At 41.3% G+C, this 19,143-nt stretch carries 14 protein-coding genes; 4 read left to right on the top strand and 10 right to left on the bottom strand.

What is annotated here, in order from left to right:
- Window positions 1–11 precede the first annotated feature (11 nt).
- Genes J9537_RS18675 through J9537_RS18665 form a run of 3 tightly spaced genes read right to left on the bottom strand, consistent with a single transcriptional unit; the run spans window position 12 to window position 4,684 of the window.
- Entirely contained in the window at window positions 12–2,633 is a 2,622-nt protein-coding gene (locus J9537_RS18675) for a glycoside hydrolase family 38 N-terminal domain-containing protein (protein WP_218257435.1), read from the bottom strand.
- Between the two features lie 49 nt (window positions 2,634–2,682).
- Window positions 2,683–3,138, bottom strand: coding sequence for a PTS sugar transporter subunit IIA (locus J9537_RS18670; RefSeq protein ID WP_028021023.1), 456 nt, complete (start codon window positions 3,136–3,138; stop codon window positions 2,683–2,685).
- 13 nt (window positions 3,139–3,151) lie between these two features.
- A complete protein-coding gene (locus J9537_RS18665) occupies window positions 3,152–4,684 on the bottom strand; it encodes a PTS fructose transporter subunit IIC (RefSeq protein WP_060789369.1) in 1,533 nt (510 codons plus the stop codon).
- A gap of 280 nt (window positions 4,685–4,964) precedes the next feature.
- Here J9537_RS18665 and J9537_RS18660 point away from each other — a divergent pair, with 280 nt between their 5' ends.
- Window positions 4,965–5,912: an alpha/beta hydrolase gene (locus J9537_RS18660; protein WP_028021025.1), complete on the top strand. Its 948-nt coding sequence runs from the start codon at window positions 4,965–4,967 to the stop codon at window positions 5,910–5,912.
- A gap of 55 nt (window positions 5,913–5,967) precedes the next feature.
- Here the strand turns inward: J9537_RS18660 and J9537_RS18655 are convergent, their stop codons facing one another.
- From J9537_RS18655 to chvE, 4 genes are all read right to left on the bottom strand, one after another.
- Window positions 5,968–6,291: a PTS sugar transporter subunit IIB gene (locus J9537_RS18655; protein ID WP_010743971.1), complete on the bottom strand. Its 324-nt coding sequence runs from the start codon at window positions 6,289–6,291 to the stop codon at window positions 5,968–5,970.
- An 11-nt stretch (window positions 6,292–6,302) separates the two neighbouring features.
- Window positions 6,303–7,508 carry a multiple monosaccharide ABC transporter permease gene (gene mmsB, locus J9537_RS18650; RefSeq protein WP_060789370.1) on the bottom strand — a complete coding sequence of 402 codons (1,206 nt, stop codon included), beginning with the start codon at window positions 7,506–7,508 and terminating at the stop codon, window positions 6,303–6,305.
- Complete coding sequence (mmsA, locus tag J9537_RS18645) at window positions 7,508–9,040, bottom strand: multiple monosaccharide ABC transporter ATP-binding protein (RefSeq protein WP_010743973.1); 1,533 nt, start codon at window positions 9,038–9,040, stop codon at window positions 7,508–7,510. Before mmsA ends, mmsB begins: the two co-directional genes overlap by 1 nt.
- Before the next feature lie 69 nt (window positions 9,041–9,109).
- Window positions 9,110–10,201 (bottom strand): multiple monosaccharide ABC transporter substrate-binding protein, encoded by a 1,092-nt coding sequence (chvE, locus tag J9537_RS18640; protein WP_218257434.1) that lies wholly within the window; start codon window positions 10,199–10,201, stop codon window positions 9,110–9,112.
- Window positions 10,202–10,424: 223 nt separating this feature from the next.
- Between chvE and J9537_RS18635 the strand changes: the two genes are divergently transcribed.
- From J9537_RS18635 to J9537_RS18625, 3 genes are read left to right on the top strand one after another with little or no spacing between them, the layout of a single operon-like run.
- Window positions 10,425–11,390 carry an ABC transporter substrate-binding protein gene (locus J9537_RS18635; protein WP_060789372.1) on the top strand — a complete coding sequence of 322 codons (966 nt, stop codon included), beginning with the start codon at window positions 10,425–10,427 and terminating at the stop codon, window positions 11,388–11,390.
- A gap of 9 nt (window positions 11,391–11,399) precedes the next feature.
- Window positions 11,400–12,845 (top strand): sensor histidine kinase, encoded by a 1,446-nt coding sequence (locus J9537_RS18630; protein WP_218257433.1) that lies wholly within the window; start codon window positions 11,400–11,402, stop codon window positions 12,843–12,845.
- Window positions 12,838–14,370, top strand: a complete 1,533-nt coding sequence (locus J9537_RS18625; RefSeq protein ID WP_218257432.1) for a response regulator — start codon at window positions 12,838–12,840, stop codon at window positions 14,368–14,370. The genes J9537_RS18630 and J9537_RS18625 overlap by 8 nt, the downstream gene beginning before the upstream one ends.
- A 72-nt stretch (window positions 14,371–14,442) precedes the next feature.
- On the opposite strand, the gene J9537_RS18620 is transcribed toward J9537_RS18625, so the two are convergent.
- The 3 genes from J9537_RS18620 to J9537_RS18610 form a co-directional block, all read right to left on the bottom strand.
- Window positions 14,443–16,827: a phosphoketolase family protein gene (locus J9537_RS18620; RefSeq protein ID WP_060789375.1), complete on the bottom strand. Its 2,385-nt coding sequence runs from the start codon at window positions 16,825–16,827 to the stop codon at window positions 14,443–14,445.
- 163 nt (window positions 16,828–16,990) lie between these two features.
- Entirely contained in the window at window positions 16,991–18,415 is a 1,425-nt protein-coding gene (gene araA / locus J9537_RS18615; RefSeq protein WP_060789376.1) for an L-arabinose isomerase, read from the bottom strand.
- Between the two features lie 28 nt (window positions 18,416–18,443).
- Window positions 18,444–19,142, bottom strand: a complete 699-nt coding sequence (locus J9537_RS18610) for an L-ribulose-5-phosphate 4-epimerase (protein WP_060789377.1) — start codon at window positions 19,140–19,142, stop codon at window positions 18,444–18,446.
- Window position 19,143: the final 1 nt, after the last annotated feature.

Below are 19,143 nucleotides of genomic sequence, written 5' to 3'. Positions count from 1 at the left end.
AGAGATTCTCCTCAATCAACGATATGGATCGTTTTTATTTGGCCTGGTTTAAAGGTGCCTAGAGGAATAGTATCATTTTTTTCTGTTGAAGAAATAGCCTTTCCTTTAAGATCGACAAATGTGTAACTCATCTCATGCGTTCCTTTAATCGTTCCACCCTCAACTTCCAGACGAACATCCGGATTGTATACACGAACATCAAATCCCGCACCTTCTGTCGTCTTCGTCAAGGCACTAAACACAAGTGTGTCACTATCAATGGTGATCCCTTCCTTTGAAGTTACTTTGTTTTTTAACGGATTCGACACAAAATATTTCAGCGTCGTTGTAAAACGATTCAGTTCCTGCAGCTGATAATAAGGGCAGCTTATCGCATAATCTAAATACTCTTTAGCAAGCTTTGCCGGCTGATATTCCTTATTCAGCTGAAGAGAGAATTTGAAGGTCATTTTTTTCTGCAATTGGCTGTCAGGCGTCGGAATATATTTGAATTCATTTCCCGAAGCCACACCAGGACGTCTCAAGAGATCCGGTCGACCAAGATAACCGACAGAGCGGAATAAAGTCAGTGCTATGGTTTCAAATCGTTTTCCCACAAACTGGTATTCTTTAATCCCCTTGCTGAAAACTGTCCAGCTAGAGTTGGAATTATGACTGTTTACATACGTCAGCATAGGAAATATTGCTGTTGGTTCTTCTCGCCAGCCTAATTCTTTCCAATCATGAATATGCGGATCTTCAACCTGTCGCCTCACTGTGCCGAAGGGCGTATCCGTGTAAGAAAAATCATTCTCGTGTGGGGTATTGATCAGCACTCTCATACGGTGATCACACGCCTGATTGTCTAGCTCTAGATGGAATTGAATCTGAGAACTTTCTTTCATCAACTGAATCGTCAGCTTATACGGGATCGCCTGTGTTCTCTTTTTCTCCTGACGTTCCTGTAAATCCTTCGCGATTTTCCACTCCCCAGATATGGTTAATTTTTCCATTAAGGTATTTTGTACTAAGTCACAATTGGCTTCCTTTAAATCTAGTAAATAGCTATGATCCGCGTATGGAGGAGAAAAATCATAGGTATCCCCTTCATCGCCACTGTCTTCAAAAGTCAAAAAGTGACTATAGGCTTTTCCATTTCTCTTATCTACTAGGACTAAAGCACCTGCTTCATAAATAATTTGATAATGTTCATTTTCGATCGAATCAACTGGCGATGCTTCGCTAGAGCACTCAGTAGATTCTTCTAAGCCCTCTACTACTTGATACGTAAGGAAGCTAAGTGCTGGAACTTCTGCTTCTAGCAATACTTCATGCACGAAGTAGTAGTCATCTGTATCCGCCAGCTTTTTCTCCCGACGAATAGAGCCGGAAAATTCTTGTCTTGTATTCAACACCTCAAATGGGACTTCGTTGCCATCTTTTTTCAGTGAGATAGAGGAAAGCGGTGTGGATACTTCACACTTCATCACTTTTTTGTTTTTCCATGGCAAGGTATTAAAAACAACTAGCTCTCCTTCTGAAATAATCGGACGGGATTCCGCAATTTTTCTCGTCAAATAATCCACTAAAGAATAGGACAACTGATCGGCTTCGACAAAACGCTCCAGAATGATTTGATTGGTTGGGTCACTATTGCATCCGCCAGCCGAATCATGTGCCTGATTTTTATTCAACAGCTTCCAAATCCGATCTAGCAACCCTTTTTTATAGGGAATACTATAGGTTTCAGCCATCACCATTAAAGGTTCCGCTTGATAAAGCATACGTCTTTCAACCTTATCATTTAAATATTTATGGTCGTATCGTGAAGAATAGATCGATCGATGTATTTTTGAGACAGAGCTGGAGATAAATTCTCCTTCGACCGTTGGAAGCTCTTTCTCCTTAACAGCCTCAAAAAACAATTCATAAGTGCTCTCCATCAATTCCACATCGGTCAATTTATCATTGTATCGCTCTATTCGATCACGTAAATTGAAATCGACATAGCGTTGATCACCTCCTACTGGTAAAACTAACGACTCACTAACCGCTCCCTTGGAAATTGTCTCAATCAACGATTGTGCATCATCTGAATAAATCAATCCAACTCCGACAAAATAGCCGTCCTTTATATTTGAGGTTAATACATTTGAACCATCTTCCGCTTTCCAATGAAATTCTCTCTTAGTAGTAATCTCATTAGGCACACCACGCCAAAAAACTGAATGCTGAATGCCGAATCCATTATATATTTTAGGCATGTCCTTGCTTTGTCCAAACGAGTCTGGAAGGTAGCCAATATTCATATAACCTCCTAGGGATTCTGCTAACTCCATCCCCAGATTCAAGTTTCTAACCATCGATTCTCCCCGAACAATTAATTCATCCGTTTGCGTGTACCAGGGACCAATGGCTAATTTTCCGTTTTTGACCAATTGTGCCAAGCGTTCCTTTTTCTCTGGAAAGCTTGCTAAATAGTCATCTAAAATGCTCATCTGACCATCTAATAAATAATAATCGATTTGATTTTCTTCTAAAGCCTGCATTACTTCATCTAAATGATAGACCAACTGTACAAATGACTCGTTGGTAGTGAAATACCATTCAAAATCCCAATGGGTGTGATGTATTACATGAACTTTTCTTTGCATAAGTGCCATCCTACTTCATAAGTTATTCTTCTCGGTATTATCTAACGCATTAAGAGAAATCAATTTGATCAATGATTTCTGCTAGTAATTCTGGGTTATCCTGCTTCAGAACTCCGTCTCTAAATTCTTGATCAATTAATTTTCTAGCAATTAAGCTTAACAATTTCAAATGCTCTGTTGCCCCCTCTTCTGGGATGGTTAAACCAAATGCTACTTTTACAGGCTTCTTATCCAAAGAATTCCATGGAATATCATGAGCAAACTTCAGGAGAAATAAACCGGGCTTCTTATTTACACTGCTTTTGCAGTGAGGGATAGCGATATGATCTTTGAATCCTGTCGTCGCCTCCTGCTCTCTTTCCTTTAATCCATTAAAATAGCTCTCTTCATCAGATACGAATCCAGCGTCATAAGCAAATTTCGCAAGACTCTTGAATGCCTCTTCCTGAGTGGTGGATGTTTCATCAAATAATATATGCTCTTGATTAAATACTGCTTTATTCATTTTTTCTACCTGCCTATTCGTTTACTGTTTCCATCATTTGATCGTGTTCTTCTTGCTCTTCTTGTTCAATGATACTATCCTCAACAATCTGCTTTCTGGTAAATCCAATAAGCAGCGCCGTGGTCAAAATTCCAGCACTAACGCATAAAATCCACGTGATAAAAGGAATCGGCTGTTCTATATAGCCAATAAATGTTCCTAATGGCGAACCAATTCCGCCATAGAACTTACATCCTGTCGCGGCCGCTAATCCGCCAGCAACGGCTGAACCTACTACGTTAGAAAAAATCATTCTAATTGGATCTGCAGCGACGAAAGGAATCGCTCCTTCTGTGACCCCCACGATCCCCATACCAAAAGCGGCACTTGCGGCAATTTTTTCATTTTTAGAGAATTTCTTTTTGAACAAGATGGTTGCTAACCAAACCCCAAGAGGCGCTACTGAAATCGCTGCTTGCGTAGCTGTACCGGGTACAAAATTTGCGCCATCAATTCCATACTTTGTCAACGTATCCGTAAAAATAGCCGTTCCAAATACCAGTGCTGTTTTATTAATTGGACCGCCTAAGTCAAAACCAATCATTGCGCCGCAAATGGCACCGATCAAAATAGGCGCTCCAGCATAATTATTATTTAAGTTCGTCAACCCTTGATACATCGCATCCATACCAATAGCAATTGGATTCCCAATGATATAAAGGACGATCAATGTAATAATAGCCGTAGCGATAAATGGAATGATCATAATCGGTACAATTGGTACTAATAGCTTTGGCCATTTGATTTTCTTTAACCCTTTTACAAGATAGCCAACAATAAAGGCAACCACAATCGCACCAATGAACCCTCCTCCAGCTTCCGTATTCAGAAACTCTGGATCATTTACGAGGTACGCACCAATCATAGCTGGAGCGATTGCTGGTTTGTCGGCAATCGAATTCGCCACAAATCCGGCAAACAGCGGAATCATCAATTTAAAACCAATTTGCCCAACATAAAACAGCTTCGACATCAAGAAACCCATTTGTGTTTTATTGTCAAAGCCCCAGTTAACTATCCGACCCAAATCATCTTTTTGAAACGCATACAAATTAGCGATAGTCAAAATCAACCCAGCCGCAATGACCATCGGTACCATGTAAGAAATACCACTCATAATATGGGTGAAGAAATTCACCTTTTCCTTATCATTTCCTATTTGGATCTTTCCGACCTTTGATCCTTTTTTCCCAAAGACCTGCGCCTCTTCAAATGCTTGCTTGATCAATGCCTCAGAATCCTCTATTGCAGGAATCGACTTCGTAACAAATAACGGCTTTCCTGTGAAACGAAGCGGATCGATTTTAATATCCGAAGCGACGATGACTACGTCAGCCTGTTCAATGTCTTCAGCAGTCAGAACATTTTCTGCCCCGATCGCTCCATTCGTTTCCACCTTTATTCCATAGCCCATTTTCTTAGCCGCCTGTTCAAGTGATTCTGCGGCCATATAGGTATGAGCAATACCAGCCGCACAAGCAGTCACAGCAACAATTTTTCTCTCCATCTTGTTGTCCCCCATCAATTTATTTTCCATATGAAGAGTAACTTACTATTGTCTATAATTAAAGCGGTTTCTGTTGTTTGGGTACTAGTATCAGCTTTTACTATTTAATTTGAGATTTCTTTCAATTCATCATTGATAGAAAAAATGGGCGGTTTAAGCTTTAGAAAGCCATACATGGCGTTGTTTTCATTATTCGTCCATTCCTGAACAAGCTGATGTTTTGATAATGAGAGCGGTTCATACTATGATGTTAGGACAACACAGGAAAGAAGGAATTGATATGACGGAAAGAATTTCTTTAGAAAAATCTGCTTTAGATTTTAGTATTGCCAATGAAAAAGAACCTTATATTTATCAATTACCCGTAAATGACGCACGCGCACTGTTAGAGCAAGTTCAAGATTCTCCTGTAAATAAATTAGAGGCCGATACAACGGACGAAAAATGGGACCTAGGTAATCACGGAATCATTAATGTACGAACGGTAAAACCAAAACATACGACGGAAAAATTACCGGTTATTCTTTATATTCACGGCGCTGGCTGGGTGCTAGGGAGTGCCCACACACATGATAAATTAGTGCGAGAATTGGCGGTTCGGACAAATTCTATTGTGTTTGTTCCTGAATATGATCGTTCCCCAGAGGCCAAATATCCTGTCGCGATCGAGCAAAGCTATGCGGTTCTTCTAAAGCTTGTGGAGGAGGCAGAGGGACGATACGATACAGATCGGCTCACCATAGCTGGCGACAGTGTTGGCGGAAATATGGCGACAGTTCTTACGATGTTGGCGAAAGATCGCAAGGGGCCGAAAATTAAGCAGCAGCTGCTTTACTACCCTGTAACAAATCACGGATTTGATACGGAATCCTATCATCAATTCGCCACCGACTACTTTTTGGCAAAAGAGGGCATGAAATGGTTCTGGGATAATTACCTTCCTGAGGGACAGGACGCATCCATCAAAACAATTTCTCCTTTACAAGCGACCAAAGAAGACTTAACAGATCTTCCAGCCGCGATGATCCTGAACGGTGAAGCGGATGTATTAAGAGATGAAGGTGAAGAATACGCTCGTCACCTGCGAGAAGCCGGCGTGGATGTCACGCAAATTCGATTCCAAGGCATGATTCACGACTTTGTAATGGTCAATTCAATGGATCAGAGCAATGCGACTAGAGCAGCGATGGATGTCTCTACGGATTGGTTGAATAAACGAAATAAATAGCTTGTATACATGAAAAGGATCGAGAAAAATTTTTCTCGACCCTTTTTACTGTATTCTATTCTAAAAAATTTGTGACAATATCTTGCAGCACTGCCTCGCCATCTAACGTTTCGTAATCTTCTTTTTTGATCATTTTATAAGCTACCGCTTTATAATTCAAAAAGTCTTTCAATCGATTCACTTCGTATTCTGACTGTGGGCCTATCATCAGACCATCAATGTGTTGATTTTGAATGGCTTGTTCCGCAATAATGGCTGGAGCGGAATACACTCGAATAGGAATGTTTTGCTCATCTGCGGCTGTCTGAATGTTTTTTACCAGCAGACCTGAAGTAATCCCTGCTGTACATATGAGTAAAATACGTTTTTCATCAGTCATAAAATAGCTCCTTAAGAGATTTTGCGTTTCTTATTATAAATATCTAGTACTACGGCAAGAAGTAAAATCAACCCTTTGATCGCTTGCTGCCAGTCCACACCAATCCCTAAAATCGACATCCCGTTATTCAGAACACCCATCACCAAACCACCGACAATTGCTCCAGTAATTGTACCGATCCCGCCTGAGGTAGACGCACCACCGAAGTAAACAGAGGCCATGGCATCTAATTCAAGAGAAGTCCCTGCTTGAGGTGTCGCCGCGTTCAATCGCGCCGCTAAAATCAATCCAGCTAAAGCAGCCATCATCCCCATATTTACGAAGACCCAAAACGTGATTTTTTTCGTCTTGATCCCAGATAATTGCGCCGCTTTTAAATTTCCGCCGGTCGCATAAATTTGACGCCCAGCAACCGTGCTATTGGTTAAGAAACCATAGACACCAACGATAACGCCTAAGATGATTAGGATAACTGGGAATCCTTGATACGCGGCGAAAATGTAGCTTAATCCTAAGACAATCGCGACCGTCAATACTGATTTAAAAATGAAGGCATTCATTGAAGGAACTTCAAATAAATTCTGTTTCCGTTTTTCCCGCGCCTTCCATTGGAAGAATACTAAACCTAGGGCCAACACCGCTCCTAAAATCAGGGTCAAAAAGTGCATACCTGAAGAAGAAACAAAAACTTCTGGCAGATACCCTGTAGAAATCTTTTGGAAGGCTCTTGGGAAGGGCGCCAACGATTGTCCGCCTAAAACGACTTGCGTCAACCCACGGAACATTAGTAATCCAGCCAGTGTAACAATAAATGCTGGGATCCCAACATACGCGACCCAGAATCCCTGCCAAGCACCAATCAATGCCCCGATTGCTAAACAGATAGGAACGGCGAGCCATGGACTCATATGATTGTTCACCATCATCATCCCAGCGATCGCGCCAACGAATGCCATGACTGAACCAACAGATAAGTCAACAAATCCCAACAATACAACAAGCAGCATACCGGCTGCTAAAACTAAGATATGGCTGTTTTGCAATACGATATTGGTGATATTTAACGGTCGTAGAAAAATGCCGCCGGTCATTAATTGGAAGGCGATCAATAACGCGATCAAAATAATGACCATACTATATTTACTGAAGATATCTAGTACTTTTTCTTTGATATTTAAGGTACTTCTTTCTTTGCTTTCCTTCGTTGCATTCTCCATTAGGATACTGCCTCCTCTTCCATCGTCATCAAGTTCATTAAGGTTTCTTGATTTGCGTCTGCTCGTAAGACTTCCCCAGTCATAGTTCCTTCATTCATCGTATAAATACGGTCACACATCCCGATAATTTCCGGCAGCTCCGAAGAAATAATGCATACGCACTTGCCTTGTGCCGCCATTTCTTCGATGATCGTGTAGATCTCATATTTGGCTCCCACATCGATCCCACGAGTCGGCTCATCTAAAAACAACACATCGGGTTCAGTCATCAACCATTTTGCTAAGACGACTTTTTGCTGATTCCCACCACTTAAGCTGCCAACATTTTGAAACACGTTATTGGCTTTTGTCCGCATTTTTTTTCGATAGCTTTCCGCTTCCGTGACTTCTTTTTCTTTATCTAGAACACCGCTTTTGCTTATTTTTCCTAAACTGGCAATCGTTGTATTTTCACGAATGTCCATTAATAGATTCAATCCCAGTGCCTTACGGTCCTCAGATACATAGGCCAATCCATTATGTATGGCTTGAGAGACATCTTTGATTTTTATTTCTTTTCCGTCCTTATAGATTTTTCCGCTGATATTGCTGCCATAGGAATTGCCAAAGACGCTCATCGCAAATTCTGTTCGTCCTGCCCCCATCAAGCCCGCGATTCCAACGATCTCTCCTCGACGAATAGTGAAATTGATGTGATTATTCATCACTCTGGCAGTATCAATTGGATGATGCACTGTCCAATCCTTCACTTCAAAAAATACTTCGCCAATGTTTGGGTGACGATCTGGGTAGCGGTTCGTGAGGTCTCTTCCCACCATTCCTTTGATAATCCGTTCCTCAGTAATGTCTTCATTTTCTAAGGTTTCAATTGTTTGACCGTCACGTAAAATGGTGATTCGATCCGCGACATCAACGATTTCATTTAACTTATGAGAAATAATGATCGAGGTGATCCCCTGATTCCGAAATTCTTTGATCAATTCCAGTAGATTGGCGCTTTCCTCTTCATTCAAAGCAGCCGTTGGTTCGTCTAAAATCAATAAGCGTACATTTTTCGAAAAGGCTTTTGCGATTTCCACAAGCTGCTGATGTCCTACCCCTATTTGTGAAACAAGCGTATTCGGATTAATTTTTAAGCCGACTGTTTTAAGTAAGTTTTCTGTCTTCCGTTCTGTTAAGTTCCAATCAATAATGCCATGCTTCGTCTGCTCATTGCCTAAAAAAATATTTTCCTTAATCGATAGGTACGGACTTAATGCCAACTCCTGATGAATGATGACGATGCCCTTCTCCTCACTGTCTCGCAACCCTTTGAACTGACAGGTTTCGCCGTCATAAATAATATCGCCTGAATAATTGCCATATGAGTACAAACCACTTAACACATTCATTAATGTCGACTTCCCAGCGCCATTCTCTCCACAAAGTGCATGGATCTCTCCTCGTTTGATACTTAGGTTGACATCATCCAAGGCCCGAACACCAGAGAACTCCTTCACGATGTTTTTCATTTCTAAAATGTAATCGGCCATTTCTCCACTTCCTTATTAAGAGGATCGAGAAAAGTACGAAGACTGCTCATACTTTTCTCGTTCCCTTTTTTATTCGCTTAAGTCTTTTTCTGTATAGTATTTCGTATCGATCAATTCCTGCTTGTAGTTTTCCTTATCTACAGACACTGGCTTCGCTAAATAAGTAGGAACGACTTTTTCTCCGTTATCATAGGTTTCTTCATCGTTCACTGGCACCTTCTTGTCGTCGTGAATCGCTTCGATCATTTCCACAGTGTTGTCTGCTAATACACGTGTATCCTTAAAAATCGTTTCGGTTTGATCACCAGCGATAATTGATTTCACTCCTGCGATCGTTGCATCTTGTCCAGTAATTACGGGAAGCGGCTTGTCTGCTGAACCGTAGCCAACACCTTTCAATGAAGAGATAATTCCTAGACTGATTGGATCATAAGGTGACAACACAGCATCCAATTTTTTATCAGTATAATTAGCACTCAATAAGTTATCCATCCGTGACTGAGCGGTTGAGCCATCCCAACGCAAGGTCGCGATTTGATTGAATTTCGTTTGACCAGATGGGACTGTTAGCTGTTTACTGTCAAAATAAGGTTTGAAGACGGACATGACTCCGTTGTAATTAATCAGTGCATTATTATCATCTGGCGATCCGCCAAACAGTTCAATATTGTAAGGGCCTTTTCCATCCTTCAATCCTAATTTTTCTTCAATATAAGATGCTTGCAGAACACCTACGCCGAAATTATCAAAGGTAGCGTAATAATCAACATACTTAGAATTCATTAGTAAGCGGTCATAAGCAATTACTTTGATATCCGACTGATGTGCTTTTTCTAAAACATCGGTAAGTGCGGAGCCATCAATGGATGCGATGACTAAAGTATCGACACCCTTCGTAATCATGTTCTCGATTTGCGCTACTTGATTTTCGACCTTATCTTCTCCATATTGTAGATCTGTTTTATACCCTTTCTTTTTCAATTGCTTCACGATATTGTTGCCATCAGCGATCCAGCGTTCTGCCGATTTGGTCGGCATAGATACTCCGACATAGCCTTTGTCGCCTCCTGAAGCATTTCCTTTACCGCCGCAGGCAGCTAGCGTTGGCAGCACCACTAGTAAGGCAGCTGCGACTAACATTCTCTTGAACCCTCGTTTCATATTTTTCCCTCCAAAACATATTTGATAGACTTAGTTTACGATTAACAGCAAACGCTTTCATTGATATTCTTTTTTGATTTCTTGAAATATTCTGGGAGTTTTTTTCGAAATTCTATATTTCTTGGATTTTTTTTGGTGATTCTTGACATTCTTTTGAAATGCCTAAACATGTTAGAATTAGAAATGATAGCGCTATATAATAGAAAGAAAAAGGAGCAAACAAGTGAAAAAAATCCAAGTTATTCTGTTGGTACTTTTGGCTCTCCTGCTTACAGGCTGTCAAAACAACGAACCCGCAGAAGATCAGAATGAACGCACAATTGGTTTTGCTCAAGCTGGTACGGAAAGCAATTGGCGCAAAGCACAAAATAAATCCATCACCGAAGAGCTTAAAAAGCAAAATTATCAAGTGATGGCACGAAACAGCTTTTCAGATCCCAAACAGCAGTTTCAAGACGTGATGACCTTTATCGCTTATCAAGTCGATTTGATCGTTCTCTCGCCGATTCAGGAAAATGGATGGGAAACCGTTTTAGAAGAGGCAAAAAAAGCGGGGATCCCTGTAATTATTGTTGATCGCAACATTGCCACGGAAAGAACCGATCTGTTTCTGACTCATATCGGCTCAAGCTTTAAAGCTCAGGGGGGACGAGCAGGCTTATATGTCTCGAATTATTATCAAAAAAAAGAGAAGGAGTCCGTAAACGTTTTTGAAATCAAAGGGTCGGACCATACTTCTCCAACACGTCTGCGCCATGATGGTTTCGCTGAGACGGTCGGACGTGATCCTAGAATAAAGATCACCCAAACTATCACTGGTGATTATATCCGATTAAAGGCAAAGGAGGCTTTTTCGGAGGCGATCAAAGCAGGAAAACTTCAAAATATTGATGTCATCTATTCTCATAATGATGAAATGACGTTAGGTGCCTTAGATGCTCTTGAAGCAGCGAAAATGGAGAACAACTTTGTGATCGTAAGTATTGATGCCCAAAAGGAAATGATTGATTTGCTGAAGCAGCACAAAGTCAATTGTGTAGTGGAATGCAATCCTTTTATGGGCGAGCTGGTGGCAAATACCGTTAAACGCTACTTCGCTAAAGAAACAATTTCTGAGGATATTTATGTTTCTGATACTGTTTTTTCTGATCAAAATCCTCTTTCTACCATCCCACCAAGAAATTATTAGGAGGCGGCCATGAAAAAACAGTTAAGTATAAAGGCACTTCTTCAACGAATCAGCTGGCTGATGTTGATTTTATCCATCGTTCCACTAATTATCAGCGTCTTGATTTATACGCGTTACCTCTTCACCTATGAACGCAGCATCAGCAATATCTCTGAAGCAAATCGAATTGCAAACGATGTGGAAGAAAATATTATGGAGGAAGCTTGGAGCCTCACCTATGGCCAAACGAAGCCAAGTGAGTTTACCGAAAGCAATAGTGTTCGCCGAGTAAAGAAAGAAATCCGACAAATAAAAGAGAACACACAAAGTGCTCAGGAACGTGCGACATTGAATATTGTGATTCGTTCGTTAGACAATGTGAACAGCTTCTTAGAAAAAATCGTTGGAAATGTCCAGCAGGATGCACCATTTAATGAAAATCAAGAATTAATGAATCAAGTCGAAGCCGCTACCAAACTCGTTCATGATATTCTTCAAGATTTTGTTACCGTCGAGATTCAGCTAGCTGCCAATCATAGTGAACAGGTCCGGCGTTCCATCATTGTTTTGTCTATCATTGAAGGCGTGATCATCTGTTTGATCATTCTATTTACAAGAAAAACCAATCAACGACTAGTCAAACAAATTCAACAGCCGATGGATGAAATGATCAAAATGGCAGACGCCTTATCCGATGGGAAGCTCAACTATCGAATTAAAACATTGCCGGGCAACGAACTGTTAAAGCTAAGCAACAGCATGAACGAGATGGCAGATAACCTCGTAGTGCTTTTAGAAGAAAATGCCTTGAAGCAATACAACCTCGCGCAAAGTGAGGTACGTGTCCTTCAAGCGCAGATCACCCCTCACTTTATTTATAACAGTTTAGATGCCATCCTTGTCTTGGCGGAAATGAATGACGTGGATAAAGTCAAAGAGATGACCTATGCCCTCTCCGATTTCTTTCGAATTTCTCTGAGTCAGGGGCAGGATTGGATTCCCGTGGAAAAGGAAATCAAGCACATTACCGATTATTTAGTCATCTTACAAATTCGCTATGGAGATTCCTTGACCTATTCGATTGAAATTGAAGATAAAATCAAGAACTACTCCATGCTAAAAATGATCTTACAGCCCCTTATTGAAAACGCGATTTATCACGGAACAAAGCTGGTACGAAGGACTGGAAAAATCATTGTACAGGCCTTTTTAGATGACCAAAGGCATATCCACTTTTATGTTATTGATAATGGAAAAGGCATTCCGTCAGAAAAGCTGCAGGAAATCAATTTAGAGCTGAAAAATGGCTTGGATACTGATTTTAATGCTGGCTATGGCCTATTTAACGTAAATAAACGCCTGCTGCTTTATTATAGCAAACAAGCAAAAATTGAAATTACAAGCATAGTAGATACTGGGACGACGGTCCACGTAATTATTCCTATTATGGAAGAAGGAGCCCTCAAAGATGTTTAAGGTATTTATAGTCGAAGATGAACACTTGATTCGTGAATCGTTAAAGCGAAACTTAAATCAGCTGGCAGAGACACTTCCCCTCGAAGTTGTTGGGGAAGCAAGTGACGGAGAGGTAGCCCTTTCTCTGATCTTAGAGGAGCAGCCAGATATTCTATTAACAGATATTCGCATGCCCTTTATGAACGGTATCGAACTGTCTCAGGAAGTCAAAAAAAGCTTTCCTGCTACAGAAATTATCTTTATCAGCGGGTTCGATGAGTTTACCTATGCCAAAGCCGCGATTCACTTACAGGTCGCGGAATATTTACTAAAGCCCATCAAGCACGACGAATTAAAAAGCAGTCTCGAAAAAGTAATCGCACGATTGGAGCAAAAAAAGCAGCCCATTCCTGTTGACACTTATTCCTTCGATGTCCAAAAAAATCTTTTTCTAAATGCGATTTTTGGCAATCAGTGGTCTACCTCTGAAGCAATCGAAGAGGCGCGTCGTTTAAACAGACAAATCGCAGGTAAAAAATACATCGTGCTTCTTGTCACCAACTATCTCAACAAGAACTTTGCGGATTATGAACGCTTTCGAGAAAAACTATCCCGACTATTTCATTCGGAGGAGGAGCTGCTCTTCTCCTGTCTCTCCTCCCGCTTCATTAAGATCATGATCTTTCATCCAAACCAAGCGACACTCTTAAAAAAGGCGGAGGATACAGCGATCAAACTATACTCTGAACTAAACACAGGCGAATCCAATCTCGTCGTGGCGATCGGTCACCCGGTAGAACGAATCAGCGAAATTGAAAATAGCTATGAAACAGCGAAGCAGCTGTTGGAATATTCCGTGATCAAAACTAAGCAAAACGTTCTTCATTATCAAGATTTTAATGAGCAATTCCAAAAATACCAACAGACGCTTCCGCTAAAAGAGAAGCTCGAACAAATCAGTAACAAGGAACTTCGGCACCTCGTCGAAGAAATTATTCAAAAAACAGAGGGAGACAAAAATCCGTTATTATTTAGGCTATTTTTACTAAATCAACTGAATCCGCTGATCAGCGAACGAAATAAACAATCAAAAGAGCCTTTCCCGCTTCCTTCGCAAGGAAAGCTATCAACGATCGTTTCCGACACGCTTTTATTCCGTACCTATATCGAGCAATCGCTGGCCTTTTTAAAAAGAACAATTATTAGTGACAGTATGGGACAATATCGCGAGCTTTTAGAACACTCTATCACTTACATTAAGCAGCATTTCTCAGATTCAGACCTGACCTTAGGCAGTGTGGCGACACACATTAATTTAAGCAGCTCCCATTTCAGTACAGTATTCTCACAGGCACTCGGGAAAACGTTTATTGAATACTTAACCGAACAACGACTTACCGAGGCAAAACGCTTATTAAAGGAAACGGACTGGAAATTAGCAACGATCGCCTCAGAGATCGGCTACAATGATCCCAATTACTTTAGCTATATTTTTAAGCGGAAAGAAGGCCTTTCACCAAAGGAGTATCGAAAAAAAAATCAATAATAAAGCAAGAAAAGAACCGCAATCCGTCCAATAAACTGGCGATGATTGCGGTTCTTAGTCATTCAGCTATTCTTAGCTAAAATGATATTCTTTACGTTTCAAGGCTTCCCATTTCCAGTCTTCAACTTCTGGAATGTCTCGGCCTTCTGTTCGAATGAAGTCATGGTGCTTCGTTAATGTTTCATCCATTTCGTTAGAGAACGCTTGTGCTTCTTCTCCGTAGACAGCGTTAGCCGCATCCTGTGCTAAGTGGAAGCGATCCAATTCACTGAAGACACGCATATCAAACGGTGTCGTGATGTCCCCATTTTCACGGTAGCCATGGATACGCAAGTTATGATTGTGACGATTAAAGAAGATATCACGAACCATACCTTCGTAGCCGTGGAAAGCAAAGACGATTGGTTTGTCCGCAGTAAAGATAGCATCGAATTCTTCATCTGTTAATCCACGAGGATCAATATCTGGATGACGTAATTTCAAAATGTCCACAACATTGACAAAACGGATCTTCAAATCAGGGAACTGTTTGTTTAAGATCGATACAGCGGCTAGAGCCTCTAAGTTTGGTTCGGTCCCTGCAGCTGCGATCACAAGATCTGGTTCTTGCCCTTCGTCGGTACTTGCCCAGTCGATGACTTTCAAGCCTTTTTCAACTAGTTCTTCTGCTTCATCGGCAGAGTAAAATTGTGGACGCGGATGTTTGCTTGAAACAATAAGATTGATAACTTGTTTGTCTTGCATCGCTTTATCCATTACCGCCATCAAGCTGTTAGCATCGGCTGGTAAGTATTCACGGATAAATTCAGGTTTCTTTTCCGCTAAGTGAGTCAAGACGCCTGGATCTTGGTGCGTATAACCGTTATGGTCTTGTTGGAATACGGTAGATGTCGCGATCAAGTTCAATGCTGGATATTCCTTATGCCATGCATGGGCACTAGCCTTACGCATCCATTTGAAGTGTTGTGTCAGCATAGAATCTACCACGCGCAAGAACGATTCGTAACTGGCAAAGAAGCCATGACGTCCTGTCAAGACATATCCTTCTAAAAAGCCTTCTGCTTGGTGTTCAGACAATTGACCGTCAATTACTCGACCGGCAGATGATTGCCATTCGTCGGTACTGTTTTTTGGTTCCATCCATTGACGATCGGTTACATCAAATACTTTGTTTAAGCGATTTGATTTTGTTTCATCAGGTCCAAAAATTCGGAAGTTCGTTGGGTTTTCAGTAATCATATCGCGAGCCTGTTGACCAAAGACGATCATATCTTGTGCCATTACCGCACCCGGGGTCGTTGTATCAATTGCATATTGCTTCCAGTTTGGCATTTTCATCGGTTTTGGATCGATCCCGCCGTTTGTAATTGGATTGGTTGACATGCGACGATCGCCCTTTGGTGAGATCTCTTTTAATTCATCAATGATCTTTCCATTTTCATCGAATAATTCTTCTGGACGGTATGATTTCAACCAATCGACTAATTTATCGGCATGTTCCATGTCTTCTGAACCAACTGGAATTGGCACTTGGTGCGCACGGAACGTTCCTTCTAATTGTTCGCCGTCCCATGTTTGCGGACCTGTCCAGCCTTTAGGGGTACGGAACAAGATTACTGGCCAGTTCGGCATTGCCGCATCTTCCGCTTTGCCTTTGCGAGCTTCTGCTTGAATTGTTTTGATTTCAGTAATTACGTTGTCTAATGTTTCAGCCATAATTGGGTGAACTTTTTCTGGATCTGTTCCTTCGATAAAGTAAGGTTTCCAGCCAAGCCCTTCGAAATATTTCTTCAAATCTTCATCGCTTTTGCGAGAAAGAATCGTTGGGTTAGAAATTTTTCCGCCATTTAGGTAAACAATTGGCAATACCGCCCCATCATTGACCGGATTGATAAACACATTTGAGAACCAGCCGCCTGCTAATGGACCTGTTTCTGCTTCACCATCACCGACAACTGTCGCAGCAATAACATCTGGGTTGTCTAAAATTGCTCCGGTCGCATGAGACAAGGCATAGCCCAGCTCGCCGCCTTCATGAATAGATCCAGGAGTTTCTGGCGCCGCATGAGAAGCGATCCCGCCTGGGAATGAGAACATTTTGCATAATTTCTTCAAGCCGGCTTCATCTTCAGTGATTTCAGGATAGATCTCTGTATAGCTGCCGTCGATGTAGGAGTTGGACACCATTACTTGTCCGCCGTGACCAGGGCCTTCAATGTAGAACATGTTTAAATCGTATTTATTGATTGCACGGTTTAAATGCGCATATAAAAAGTTTTGACCTGCGATCGTTCCCCAGTGACCGATAGGATGCGTCTTCACATCTTCTTTTTCTAGTGGTTTTCTTAACAGTGGGTTATCCTTTAAATACATTTGCGCGACTGAGATATAGTTCGCTGCACGCCACCAAGCATCGACTTTTCCTAAGTATTCCTTTGAATCAAAATTAGTTGCCATGAGTAAGACTCCTTTTTAGTCATTTTTACTTTTATTATTTTAGTACAATATACCTTTAATTACCAGAGATGTAAATACCTTTTCGAAAATTAATAGTGATTTTTACTTTTATTAGTCGAATAAAATATTGGCTCAGAAAAATCCAAGCCAATATTTTTATTTTCTACTTGATAGTAACGTATTCTAAATCAACCAATTTCGCCCAAGTAATGATCTGTTCTGTCGTCAAATTCAACGAAACAACTGTATGATGTCCCCCGCCTATTTGAATCCATTGGCCGACACCGTCATGGAAGTTTGGTTTTACTTTCCATAATACGCGGGCAACTGGCAGATTCGGCGCAGCTTCTGTCGGTTCAAAAGCTTCAACCTCATTAATCAATAATTTATAGTGGGTACCAAAGTCCGCCATTGAAACAACTACACCGTCCCCTGCTTTTCCATCAAATACTAAGCGCGCAGGATCTTCGCGGTCACCCATTGATAATGGGGAAACAACAATTTTTGGTTTGTTCACGGCTAAGGTCGGATCGACCTCCATCATATGTGATTGCAGAATCGCTTCTTTGCCTGCAGCCAATTCGTATGTGTAATCTTCCATGAAGCCAGTGTTTTCGTTGTGGGCCATCACTTTCATTAAGCGATCTAAAGCCGCTGTTTTCCAGTCACCTTCCCCCGCAAAGCCGTAGCCTTCAGCCATTAAGCGTTGAACAGCTAATCCAGGCAATTGCTGCATGCCGTACAAATCTTCAAAGTTAGAGGTGAAGGCGTTGTAATCACCCGCCTCTAGGAAACGGCGAATCCCAATTTCTTGCTTTGCCTGTACTTTGACATGGGCTTCCCATTTGTCATGATCATAATCACCATAATCAAAATCATATATTTTTTTGTATTCAGCAAATAGCTCGTCAACTTCTTCCTCTTTGACAGCCTCTACATACTGCACTAAATCACCGATACCAAAGTAGTCAACGACCCAACCGAATTGAATTTGCGCTTCGACTTTATCCCCTTCAGTGACGGCAACATTACGCATATTGTCCCCAAAGCGCGCTACCTTAATATTGAAGCTTTCATTGTATGCGACAGCGACATCCATCCAGTCAGCGATTTGTTGTTGCACACTATCCGTTTGCCAGTAGCCGACAACGATTTGATTTTGCTTTTTCAAGCGGGCATTGATGAAGCCGTACTCACGGTCTCCATGAGCCGACTGGTTCAAATTCATGAAATCCATATCGATCGTATCCCAAGGAATGCTTTCATTAAATTGTGTCGCTAAATGCAGCAAAGGTTTTTGCAATAATTTTGTGCCGCGAATCCACATTTTTGCTGGTGAGAAGGTATGCATCCAAGTAATGACACCTGCTACATCATCACGATAATTGACTTCCTTCATGATTTTTGTAATCGTATCGGATGTTACCGCTAATTCCTTCAAGACGATTGAGTACTTCATTTTCCCGCTGTCATTCAGACCCTTAACGATTGCTTCTGCGTCTGCCTTCACGCTCTTTAATGCTTCTTCTCCATATAGATGTTGTGATCCTACGACAAACCAAAATTCTTTTTTGCTTACTTCTAACATTCCTGTTCGCTCCTTTATAATAGTGAGTTTAATTTCCTTGCCCGTAATAGGCATTTTTTCCGTGTTTTCTTAAATAGTGCTTATCTAAAACTCGTTGCGGCAGCTCCTCTGCAAAGCTGTTTAACTGACGCGCAAAGAGATTCATCTTCGCTACTTCGTCCAAAACGACCGCATTCATAACGGCACTTTTAGCATCTTTCCCCCAAGTAAACGGCCCATGTCCGTGAAGTAAAACACCAGGGATTTCCATCACATCTATGTCTCGTTTCTTGAAGGTTTCGATAATGACCTTGCCTGTTTCATGTTCGTATCCATCATCTATTTCTTTTTGGGTTAAAAATCTGGCACATGGCACCGTTCCGTAAAAAGTATCTGCATGCGTGGTTCCCATCGCTGGTAAATCCAATCCTGCCTGCGCCCAAATCGTTGCCCAAGTAGAATGCGTGTGACAGATACCGCCGATTTCAGGAAAAGCTTGATATAAGACCGCATGGGTTGGTGTATCCGAGGAAGGATTTAATTCTCCTTCAATGACAGTATTCTCTAAATCAACGACCACCATATCCGAAGCCTTCATTTCGTCATAGCTTACGCCGCTAGGCTTGATGACAAAATAGCCGGTCTCCTTATCAAAAGCACTAACATTTCCCCAGGTATACTTGATTAATCCTTGCTTTGGTAGTTCTAAATTCGCTTGAAAAACTTCTTCTTTTAGTTGTTCTAACATG

It is taken from the genome of Enterococcus raffinosus (assembly GCF_019175485.1).
Lineage (GTDB): Bacteria > Bacillota > Bacilli > Lactobacillales > Enterococcaceae > Enterococcus_A > Enterococcus_A raffinosus.
The sequence above is the reverse complement of the archived record's forward strand: the minus strand, read 5'-3'. Positions and strand labels throughout refer to the sequence as shown.

Coding starts and splice junctions, on each gene's coding strand:
- J9537_RS18675 (WP_218257435.1), bottom strand. CDS start 2,633: ATGCAAAGAAAAGTTCATGTAATACATCACACCCATTGGGATTTTGAA.
- J9537_RS18670 (WP_028021023.1), bottom strand. CDS start 3,138: ATGAATAAAGCAGTATTTAATCAAGAGCATATATTATTTGATGAAACA.
- J9537_RS18665 (WP_060789369.1), bottom strand. CDS start 4,684: ATGGAGAGAAAAATTGTTGCTGTGACTGCTTGTGCGGCTGGTATTGCT.
- J9537_RS18660 (WP_028021025.1), top strand. CDS start 4,965: ATGACGGAAAGAATTTCTTTAGAAAAATCTGCTTTAGATTTTAGTATT.
- J9537_RS18655 (WP_010743971.1), bottom strand. CDS start 6,291: ATGACTGATGAAAAACGTATTTTACTCATATGTACAGCAGGGATTACT.
- mmsB (WP_060789370.1), bottom strand. CDS start 7,508: ATGGAGAATGCAACGAAGGAAAGCAAAGAAAGAAGTACCTTAAATATC.
- mmsA (WP_010743973.1), bottom strand. CDS start 9,040: ATGGCCGATTACATTTTAGAAATGAAAAACATCGTGAAGGAGTTCTCT.
- chvE (WP_218257434.1), bottom strand. CDS start 10,201: ATGAAACGAGGGTTCAAGAGAATGTTAGTCGCAGCTGCCTTACTAGTG.
- J9537_RS18630 (WP_218257433.1), top strand. CDS start 11,400: ATGAAAAAACAGTTAAGTATAAAGGCACTTCTTCAACGAATCAGCTGG.
- J9537_RS18625 (WP_218257432.1), top strand. CDS start 12,838: ATGTTTAAGGTATTTATAGTCGAAGATGAACACTTGATTCGTGAATCG.
- J9537_RS18620 (WP_060789375.1), bottom strand. CDS start 16,827: ATGGCAACTAATTTTGATTCAAAGGAATACTTAGGAAAAGTCGATGCT.
- araA (WP_060789376.1), bottom strand. CDS start 18,415: ATGTTAGAAGTAAGCAAAAAAGAATTTTGGTTTGTCGTAGGATCACAA.
- J9537_RS18610 (WP_060789377.1), bottom strand. CDS start 19,142: ATGTTAGAACAACTAAAAGAAGAAGTTTTTCAAGCGAATTTAGAACTA.